The organism is Leptothoe sp. PORK10 BA2 (genome assembly GCF_034932105.1).
Taxonomy (GTDB): Bacteria; Cyanobacteriota; Cyanobacteriia; order Phormidesmidales; family Phormidesmidaceae; genus Leptothoe.
The window spans coordinates 1-9,317 of sequence record NZ_JAYGIG010000174.1 but is presented as its reverse complement, the minus strand read 5'-3'; the positions used below and the strand labels follow the sequence as shown (position 1 = coordinate 9,317).

7 protein-coding genes and 1 pseudogene are annotated in these 9,317 nt (G+C 50.2%); 5 read left to right on the top strand and 3 right to left on the bottom strand.

The features are described 5' to 3' along the window. Positions 1-160 precede the first annotated feature (160 nt). Positions 161-760, bottom strand: a complete 600-nt coding sequence (locus VB741_RS25395; protein WP_323368023.1) for a hypothetical protein — start codon at positions 758-760, stop codon at positions 161-163. Positions 761-817: 57 nt separating this feature from the next. Beyond that, positions 818-2,866: a dynamin family protein gene (locus VB741_RS25390; RefSeq protein ID WP_323368022.1), complete on the bottom strand. Its 2,049-nt coding sequence runs from the start codon at positions 2,864-2,866 to the stop codon at positions 818-820. 295 nt (positions 2,867-3,161) lie between these two features. On the opposite strand from VB741_RS25390, the gene VB741_RS25385 reads away from it, so the two are divergent. The 3 genes from VB741_RS25385 (at position 3,162) to VB741_RS25375 (ending at position 6,680) form a co-directional block, all read left to right on the top strand. Further along, positions 3,162-4,487, top strand: coding sequence for a J domain-containing protein (locus VB741_RS25385; protein WP_323368021.1), 1,326 nt, complete (start codon positions 3,162-3,164; stop codon positions 4,485-4,487). A 489-nt stretch (positions 4,488-4,976) separates the two neighbouring features. Next, positions 4,977-5,885 (top strand): response regulator, encoded by a 909-nt coding sequence (locus VB741_RS25380; RefSeq protein ID WP_323368020.1) that lies wholly within the window; start codon positions 4,977-4,979, stop codon positions 5,883-5,885. 327 nt (positions 5,886-6,212) lie between these two features. Beyond that, the gene (locus tag VB741_RS25375) at positions 6,213-6,680 is read left to right on the top strand and encodes a globin family protein (RefSeq protein WP_323368019.1); all 468 of its coding nucleotides are present in this window, start codon (positions 6,213-6,215) and stop codon (positions 6,678-6,680) included. A 228-nt stretch (positions 6,681-6,908) separates the two neighbouring features. On the opposite strand, the gene VB741_RS25370 is transcribed toward VB741_RS25375, so the two are convergent. Beyond that, positions 6,909-8,300 carry a hypothetical protein gene (locus VB741_RS25370; RefSeq protein ID WP_323368018.1) on the bottom strand — a complete coding sequence of 464 codons (1,392 nt, stop codon included), beginning with the start codon at positions 8,298-8,300 and terminating at the stop codon, positions 6,909-6,911. A 297-nt stretch (positions 8,301-8,597) separates the two neighbouring features. On the opposite strand from VB741_RS25370, the gene VB741_RS25365 reads away from it, so the two are divergent. Both VB741_RS25365 and VB741_RS25360 read left to right on the top strand, forming a co-directional pair. Continuing rightward, positions 8,598-8,990 (top strand): hypothetical protein, encoded by a 393-nt coding sequence (locus VB741_RS25365; protein WP_323368017.1) that lies wholly within the window; start codon positions 8,598-8,600, stop codon positions 8,988-8,990. Between the two features lie 63 nt (positions 8,991-9,053). Further along, a pseudogene (locus VB741_RS25360) lies at positions 9,054-9,317 on the top strand (hypothetical protein); the annotation flags it as partial.

Below are 9,317 nucleotides of genomic sequence, written 5' to 3'. Positions count from 1 at the left end.
TTAGCCAAACGTAGACCCACTCTACTTCTTCCTAAATTACTCGCTGCCAGAATCAGGCCTCCGGAACCCCAGCAACAGATGGCTTCTGCCGCCTAATCACTCAACAGAAACTTCGCACTGTCCAGCTGGGAAAACTCTCTAATTTTTTAAGCCTGAGTAGTTACTGCAAACAATCAAACTCCATCACATCACCAGGCGTCTGAGCAGACGGATTAACCGACTCTTCTACACAGCCTGCGATTTGCAACGCACGCGTCACCAACTCAGAGCAAAACAACGCCTTATAATCAGGACGATTCCCTAAACCCACCTCATTCAAAACCTCTATCCCAACTTTCACTGCCTGAGGAAAATCGTAGGGTACGGCCCTAACCTCCACATCATGCAGCCAACTGCGCATTTTATCCAGACCATCTTGACTGAGTGGTTTCTTCAGTGCTGCTAACCAAACAGCTCCATCACAGGAAACCATGCGTTGAGACAATCGCTGAAACTGTACCCCCAGTTGCTTTTTGCCAGTCCCCTCACTCGGTAGGCTCATGTTAATGTGAGACTCAGCAATCAATACCGGATCGGGATGCTCATTATTTGTTGTCACCGATAGCACAATAGCCACATGTACATAGGAAGATTTTGTTGCCCACTTCACCACATTGGCTGGCAGATCACGGGTGGCAAACGCTAATACATCCCCTGGCTTAACTTTAGTACACAGGTCTAGATAGATATCTCCCAATTGCGCCAAACAAAAATCAGTCATATTTATCAACAGGTTTCGAGTTAGACAAGGTTTATCTAAACCGCCCATCTGATGGGGTTATACCATTCCTTGCAAAATTTCTAATTCCCGCTGGATATTCTGCTCTAATGCCTTTAACCGCTCCACCGTTTGCTCCCGGTTAATCTCATTCTGTTGCTTCTTCTCCACTAGGCTGCTCAACTCCAACCGTCGCGAAGCAATATCCCCACTAATTCTGTCAATCGCCCGCTCTTCGTAGGTGCCAAAACATTCTTGCACTGCCTTATAAATCGGCTGCCACTGGTCCGCTGCAATCTGGGGCAAATGCTTCGCAAACTCTTTCCTTGTTGCCTTAATAAACTCTTGTCGCACAAACTCTGCCTGGGCAGCTAAAATCCCTCCGGCAGCGGCAATGACACCAACAATATTTAAGAACAAACTACTAAACAACAGTCCCAAAATCTGTAGCGCAACCACTATGCATATATAGCTCACCGCCATCTGAAAGACCGATTGCCAGAAATGGTTAAAGGGCTGCACCGCATCGTTCAAAGTGTCGGGCAGCTCATCAAATAGGTCGAGAATGTTGTCAATCCAGGGACGGGCTTCGTCCGGAGCATCGGTGCTGGGGGCATAGAATTTGCGACCCATGATTTTCTCATGGATCACTTCCACCACTTCGGCATAGGCTACCTGATATTCGGTGGCGCTTTCGTTCAGTTCATCAAAGGACTGACCAATTTTTTGCTTGGCTGTAAATTCCCAGGCGGCTAGGCGGTCGTTAATGTAACGTTCAAAGGCCCGCTTAAAATCGCTGTAAAATTGGTCCCGCTCGTCTTCGTCTAAGAAGTCGAGAAAATCGAGGTCGGGTTGGGAAGCAGCAAAGTCTTCCTCAAAGGTTTCTTCTAGGTTGAGGATGTAGGTTTTGAAGGAATCAGCGAGGGCCTTGGCGGTGCGATCGCATCTCTCCCGAATCAGCTGCCGATAATTATCCCGAATTTTCTCCAGTTTGCCGAACTCACTTTCCACAGAGGCCACCCGCTGCTGTAGCTCGCTCAGGTCCTCATCCAGTAACGGAATGCGCCGCGCCACCGTTTCCTGCACCGCACTGTAGGCCCGATGGGCCAGTTTTGCTGCCCGCTGCAGTTCCGCCTGGCCCCGCCGCTGGGTCAAAAAGGTCTCCAGCCCCTCCAAAAACTGATCCATTCCACTACCGGCCAGGGATTCTCCCTTGAGCTGCTGACGTAGGGCAGTCAGGGCGGACACCTCAAACCAGGTGGCTCCCTCTGGCAAACTTTGGCTAAACACCTGGCGCTGGCGCTGTTCCGCATCCGCCAAGGCAGCACCATCCTCCGGATCAACCAGACCCACCTGCAGGCGGTCCCAGCCATTGATTACATAAAAACAGTTCAGGTCACGGCTTTGCACATAGTTCCGCAAATAGCGCTGCTCATCCAGCGTCATGGGCTGAATTGCATCCAGCACAAATACTACCGCCTGAGCCTCGTTCAGGTAGCTGAGCACCTGCTGGTTACGAGCCTCGGTGTCATTCAGGCCAGGGGTGTCCACAATTTCTAGCCCCGATGCCAGCAGGGGAGCGGGACATTCAATCACCACATGGCTAATGTCGGGGAAAGCACTGGCCTCCAGCTGACGGGCTTCATCTGGAGAAATGGTATAGTCGGCCCGGAAAGTATCGAAGTCAATGGCTTTGGCTGTCTTGCCATCGTTATAGTGCAGAGTGACCTGGCGCTCAGGCCCGTGGCGCAACACGCTGAGCAGCGCCGTACAGGGATTCACATCGCTGGGCAGCAACGCCTCCCCCACTAGGGCATTAATCAGTGTACTCTTACCCCGTTTCATTTCCCCGAGCACCACAATCCGATAGGTGCCTTGCTGCAACTGCTCTGCCGTGCTTTGGAGGGTGCGAATGTGGCGGGTTAGCCCCAACTGGCCAGAGTGCTCGGTGGTTTCAGCATGGTCCATGGCGATCGCAATCTGACTGAGCACCTGGGCCGCCTGGTTCCGGCTGTGGGTCAGGGCATCCAAGCCATTGGCCATGGGCGGATTAGCGTTAGAACCGGCAGCTGTCTGGGGGGTGACCATAGAAATAAATTCGTTATTCATCGGATTGATATACCTACAGTCCAGTGTGCCTTAAATCCCTAAGATTGAGATCGTTCAGATGGGTAACAGCTTCCATGCTATAGATTATCTAAACTGAGCAGATCATCAAATTCAGATCAGCAAATTCTGCTGATTTACCCTAATGACAGCTGCATATTCTAGAGGAATCTCCTAGGGCAGGCTAATTTTATCCCATGCTAACGGCCAGTAGCCAACGGCCCAATATCCCTTCAGGAATGACTACAATAAAGGCATTTCCGGTTTCCCCAACCACCTCTCCCTTGTCTGGTTGTCTATGGCCACTGCTGATGATTACTACGCGCGGTTACAGGTATCCCCCGACGCCAGTCAAGCGGAGATTAAAGCGGCGTTTCGACGCCTAGCCCGGCGGTACCATCCAGATCTCAACCCCAACGATCCTATGGCTCTGGAAAAGTTCCGGGCCTTGCACGAAGCCTACGAAGTGCTAACGGATCAGGTGCAGCGGCAACGCTACGATTGCACTGGTACCAGTGAATATGACGGAACTCGCCCCCAAACCGCCCATGATTTCTACCTGCGCGGCATTCAACAAACTTTAGCGCGACGGTACAAGGGGGCCTTGGCAGATTTTGATCGGGCCATTGAGCTACAGCCGGATTTGGCGGAGGCCTATTTGCGGCGGGCTCAGGTGCGCTACCTCTTGGAGGACGATGCGGGGGTATTAACGGACTGTCAGCGGCTCCTACAATTTTCCCAACGGCTGCCCCAAACCTACTACTACCTGGGGCTAGCCCGCTATCGGCTGGGGTATACCGAGAGTGCGATCGCAGCCTTCACCCAGGCCATTGAGCGCGAACCGGATGACCCCCAAGCCTACTTTCAACGGGGGGTGGCCCATGCCGATGTCCAGGACTGGCATGAGGCCGCCCATGATTTTCAAGTGGCGTCTATGCACTACCAGGCCCAGGGAGATTTAGATGGGTATCATCGCAGCTGCGATCGCATCCGTGCCCTCCGCCAACAGCGCCACATCCAACTCGGATCTCCTGCTGCCGTCACCGCCCCTGGCCGGCGCAAACCCTGGGGTCGCCTAGGCCAGTTTAACCACTTACTCTTTGGCCTGTTGGGCAATCCGGCCATGGAACTTCCGGCCCTGTATGGCAACCTGAGTCAGCAGCAGGCCCTACGAGTGGGCAGTTTTCTCGCCCTGGTGGCGTTGGTAGGTTTTAGCCTCGGCGGCTATGTCTACGTCATACAGTTTACCGACGCTACTAGTCCTGGCGGTATTTTAGGCCGCCTATGGCTAGCAGGCTGTGTCACCTTTTTTAGCCTAATTGGCCTATTAGCCTTCTCCCGACTGTGGCTTCGTCGCCACGGCACCTGGGCTAGTGATACCTACATTGCCGGTGCCACCCTATTACCCATGGGCATGTTTACCCTGGCTAGCCCTATGGCACTGCCGGTGCCGTGGCTTTGGCTCCTACTCTTCTGCCTGGCCATGCACCACACATTTCTTACGTTGTACAACGGCTGTCACCAAATTCACCATTACTCCGAAGTTGTCGCCACCTGGTTAACTCCAAGCTTTATTTGCATGGGTACCACCCTGGGCTACGTCGCTTGGCAAGCTTTGATCTAGGCCAGCGCGCAATATCTACATCAGAAAAACTACAGTTCTGGACGTGGACAAGGTTTATAAACAGAGCGATGCAGCTAGTATCATTTTTTTTAAATCAGGCAATATTTGAAAAGATTGTCTAAATCTTTTTATCTTCCCAGGGGCTGCAATAACGCACTTCATATTAACAAAAATAGCCAAAATGTTGAAATAATGGATATATTCCGTGGTAATTTATCTATCTTGGCTATATTAAGGTTTATTTCCAATATATTCGAAGAATTATCAAAGAATTCTCCCATTTATATAAAATTTTTGAATTTATCATGTCAAGTTATACCTATGGAAATGCTTGTTAGCACATAATTAAACAGATTTATGTATATTGAGTTGCAAAACCATGTATTAGTGGATTTATAAACAGATTTATAAACCACGGTCTAGTTGTTGGCTTTGCAAAGCCTACGGAACTTTAGTTTCTGTACCATTCAGTTTATTAAACTCTTTTTTATGGCTAAAAAAATTTTGTTGGTAGAGTATGACGAGCCAACTTATAAATCCCTGCAACAGTATCTTAATCACCATGGATATGACGTAGTGATCGCCTCTGACGGAGGTGATGAAGGAATTATAATGGCGGTCACTGAATCACCGGACCTGATTTTGGTCGCCACAGATCTACCGGTGATTGATGGTTGGCAAGCCATCAAAATTCTTAAAGCATCTACGGTTACCCATAAAATTCCGGTCATAGCGCTGATATCTCCCCTAACAACCCGTGCGGAATGGAGCAAAATATCTGAATCTAGCTGTAACGATTATGAGTTAAAACCCATCGAGCCAACAAACGTCTTGGATAAAGTCAACGCACTGCTCAATCCACATCAAACATTAGAGCAAACAGAACAACGAGCTGATCTGAAGCAACCGCCTTGTCCAGATTCCCTGACCGCTACGGCCGTTCCCTCCGAGGTGGAATTTCTTGAGCATGGGTCTGAGAGAACTGATGGGATCGAGACAACCGTATCCGATAAATCCACGGTGGTGTACATAGATGATAGTCCCGTGGATAGCCAGATCATGGCAGAAATTGTTCGTCAGGCGGGTTATAGCTATAGCAATATTACCGAGCCGTTAAAAGCCATCCCTATTCTGTTAGAGCTGAACCCTAAACTTATCTTTCTAGACCTGATGATGCCATACACTAATGGCTATGAACTCTGTGCTCGAATTCGACGCACATCTACCTTTAAAAACACTCCGATTATTATTGTGACTAATGCTGGTGGCTTCACTGATCGGATGCGAGCCAGGTTGGCGAGGGCCTCTGGCTTTTTTGCCAAGCCCGTCACGGAAGAACAAGTTTTGAAAGTACTTAAAAAACATCTGGCAGGCACTGCCCTAACAATGCAGGACTAGTGGAGCGTCAAAGCTAAGAATTGGGATTTTCGAGAGTGTTGAGATAGGCTGTGTAGTTGGCTCGACATTGTTGAGAATGAGTTGAGTGCAATGACAAGGCATTGTGTCAACGGTAGACGCTTCGGTGATATCGAAATGCTACGGACTGAAACAGCTGCTTGGGCGAGTGACGTCAACAGCACTCAGAGAGGTGTCGATTGGCAGATGAAGATGGACGATGCTCGCTACAAGTTAGCGTCTGTCTATCCCAAAATTCAGTCTTGACGATGCACTAGTAGCCTGGCTAGCAGTTTTTACGCTAGCGGTGCTGTATCAATCTGTCATGAGTTGATTTCACCAATTACCCCAGTTGCTAAAGATATGCCGTTAAATGTTGAGCGATTAGAGCAAAGTTTCGAATTAGTCAAAGGGCGCGGAGACGAGTTTACCGCTCAATTCTATGCGAACTTATTCTCAGACTATCCGCTGGTCAAACCGTTGTTTGCCAATACTCATATGGAGGAGCAAGGCAAGAAGCTCTTTGCCTCGTTGGTACTCGTAGTTGATGCTTTGCGTCAACCAGAGGTGTTAGAGAGTGCCGTGAAAGGTCTAGGGACTCGTCATGTCAAGTATGGTGTGCTGCCAGAGCATTATCCAATGGTTGGAGGCGCGCTGTTAAAAACGTTTGAATCCGTCTTAGGTACTGACTGGACGGCTGATGAGAAGCAAGCTTGGGCAGATGCTTATGGGGCTGTGAGTCAACTTATGTTGGAGGGAGCAGATTACCTACCAGAAGTTCTGAGTTTATCTAACTGATGGGTTCTCTGAATTGCTTTCCGCTCATCACAGCGATCGCAAAACTGTCTATTTTAATGATGGATTAGCCCCATAGCTCTTCTCTCTTGGCAGGATATAAAACGTACCCTGTTAAACTTAGATTTGCAGGCTGTTTTCTCACGTGCAACCGTGGCAGCTTGAGGAGAAGGTTGATGTCGGTTACTTTTCAATGTTTTCTAGGTTTTAGAACCTAGGTGGACCTAGATTTTAGAACCTAGGTGGGACATTGATTTCAAAATGAATGTGGTCATCATGGCCACTGGCGCGACGACACAGTCCCTTACTAATCAATGCTGGATCGTTGAAATAGAGGATGTTTTTATCCACCCAGGGCTGAGCCCGCAAAGCCCGCAGAATGGCCTCGGTGGCATTACGATCGTAATTGGAGTTAGTCCATTGTGTTGCGCCAAACTTGCCTCCTGTTCGGGGCAGCACCACATCGCCAGCATTGCCACTTTGGTGACCAGAATGATCTGGGGTGCGGCCACCCCTCGGTAAACTCACATCATTAACGGCGATGGGGGCAATGTCCGAACGATTTTTGCGATAGGCCAGCTCATAATGAATTCCGGCAGCTCGAATGACGTTGCTAATCCAGTCAATGCCATAGTCATGGGTGTCACCGGGTTGGTCGAGCACTTCAACATTGTAGAAACCGACGCCTTGGCCAGGCATCCGCATCCATTGAGGGGCATTGGTTGCTTCCAGGAATCCATGGGTTGTGCCCCCCACATCCACACGGCCATCGCCTTTGAGGGTAGTTGAGCCTGAGATAACCGATTGAAACAGTTGAATGGCTTGAATCAGATTGTTCATGGAATTGCCTGCGGCAAAGTCGTACCCCAGGGCCACTAACCGATCTTGCACCAGTTTGACATCGCTGGCGCGGTTGCTGCCGCCGGAGCCAACGCTCGCCCCAAGGGCCAGCTTCTGAGCCCCAGGATGTTTCTCTATATAGGGGTTGAGGGTGATGGAAGCGATGTCGGTGGCTTTTCCGGCAACAACTTTGAGTCGACGCACCTGGGGCTGGGGCACGGCTAAAAAGACAGACTGAAAGGCCCACTGATTATTGGCATTGACGGTCGCTGTGGCAACGGGTTCTGGCCCATTATCAATGTAGAGGCTGACGGTCTGACCCGCTAAGTCATCACTGGTGGTACCGGCCAGCTGATAGGGGTGATAGATTTTCACCTCACTGGGTATTTTGGTGATTTTGATAGCTTGCTCTGTCGGTGATATGGGCGTAGGGATAATGGGTGCCGTCACTGGCGGTGTTGTCGTTACTGGCGGTGTTTCCGTTACTGGTGGTGGTGCCGTTATCGGCGATGGTGTCGTTACCGGCGATGGGGTTGTCGGAGTCGGCGACGGTGCGGGGGAAGTGGTGGGCAAGGGATTGGGTTCGCTGGTGCCTGTGCCTACGGATACGAGGAAAAAACCGGGTGCATCGTCGCTGGTGAGCCACTCTTTTAGCAGCGTGGTTCTGAAGAAAGTTTCACCTTCAACATCGCCCTGACGGGGGGATTTATCAATTTTCTGACGGTAGTAGCCACCTTCCATTAGATAGATGGCTTTATCAGTTTCCTTAATCCAGGTCCCCATGGGTCCTCCAACCGATATTGAATAGATTTAAGCGAGGTGGAATGTTACTAAGCCAGGGCTCTTGCCGATGTTAGCAGATTGAATCGCTCAGTTGATGATTTTATAACGCTTCCAGCCACTGTCGTCAGGTATGACATTGAGGTCTCAGACGGTCTGGCGGATAGGGTGGGTAATCGCCACAACTGGAGGTGGCTCTAGTATAGCGAGGCGATCCCTGCTCTATTAAGGCAATGCTACAAATCTGGGTGGATGTCTGTGCTTTGGTTAGAATACGGCGGTGGCAATGGATATCCCCAAATGACTGACATAATTTCGTTGACGATTGACTGGCGTGAACCTGATGGCGACATGCCCGAGGAGCAGCAAGAGGCACTGACCCAGACGGTGTTTCAGGAGCTGCGAGCCTTGGATGAGGTGGCGGATGTGAAGCGGGTGGCGGACCCGGATGTGCCCGACGGGGGGATGGGGGCCAACTGGCTTTGGAGCATTTTGACAGCAGAAATTACGATTGAGGGACTAAAGCAGGTCTGTCAGGATGCCTATGAACGGTTACCGGGGAAGCCGATTGAGTTCACCCTGGAGGTGGATGGAAAGAAGGCAAGTATTGGGGCAAAGAATGTCCGTCCGGATAACTTTGATGAGACGCTGGAAAAACTGGTTGCAGCTGCTCAAAAACTGCAGGATAGTTGAATAAACATTGGGGAATTGGCTGGCCAAGGTTGAAAGAAATGGATAGAGCTATCTTTGGGGTGCATGGCTAAGAAAGTTGCATTGCTGATTGGGGTGGGGGAATATGGCAACGGTTTAAAGCCGTTGCGGTGCCCTGCCAATGGGGTGGGGGCAATGCAGGTACTGCTGGAGAACCCTAACATTGGTGGGTTTGATGAAGTACTGGACAGTGCGAAGTTTTTCTTTAAGTTGACAGGTGCAGCCCTTGGGAAAAGAGATTGCCTACGGGGTGCGTTGCCATCGCTCAAAGCAACGAACATTCCAATACCCAAAGAGCAAGGAATGTTC

Excerpts from the sequence above, each read along its gene's own strand:
- VB741_RS25395 (WP_323368023.1), bottom strand. The coding sequence starts at position 760 with ATGACTGATTTTTGTTTGGCGCAATTGGGAGATATCTATCTAGACCTG.
- VB741_RS25390 (WP_323368022.1), bottom strand. The coding sequence starts at position 2,866 with ATGAATAACGAATTTATTTCTATGGTCACCCCCCAGACAGCTGCCGGT.
- VB741_RS25385 (WP_323368021.1), top strand. The coding sequence starts at position 3,162 with ATGGCCACTGCTGATGATTACTACGCGCGGTTACAGGTATCCCCCGAC.
- VB741_RS25380 (WP_323368020.1), top strand. The coding sequence starts at position 4,977 with ATGGCTAAAAAAATTTTGTTGGTAGAGTATGACGAGCCAACTTATAAA.
- VB741_RS25370 (WP_323368018.1), bottom strand. The coding sequence starts at position 8,300 with ATGGGGACCTGGATTAAGGAAACTGATAAAGCCATCTATCTAATGGAA.
- VB741_RS25365 (WP_323368017.1), top strand. The coding sequence starts at position 8,598 with ATGACTGACATAATTTCGTTGACGATTGACTGGCGTGAACCTGATGGC.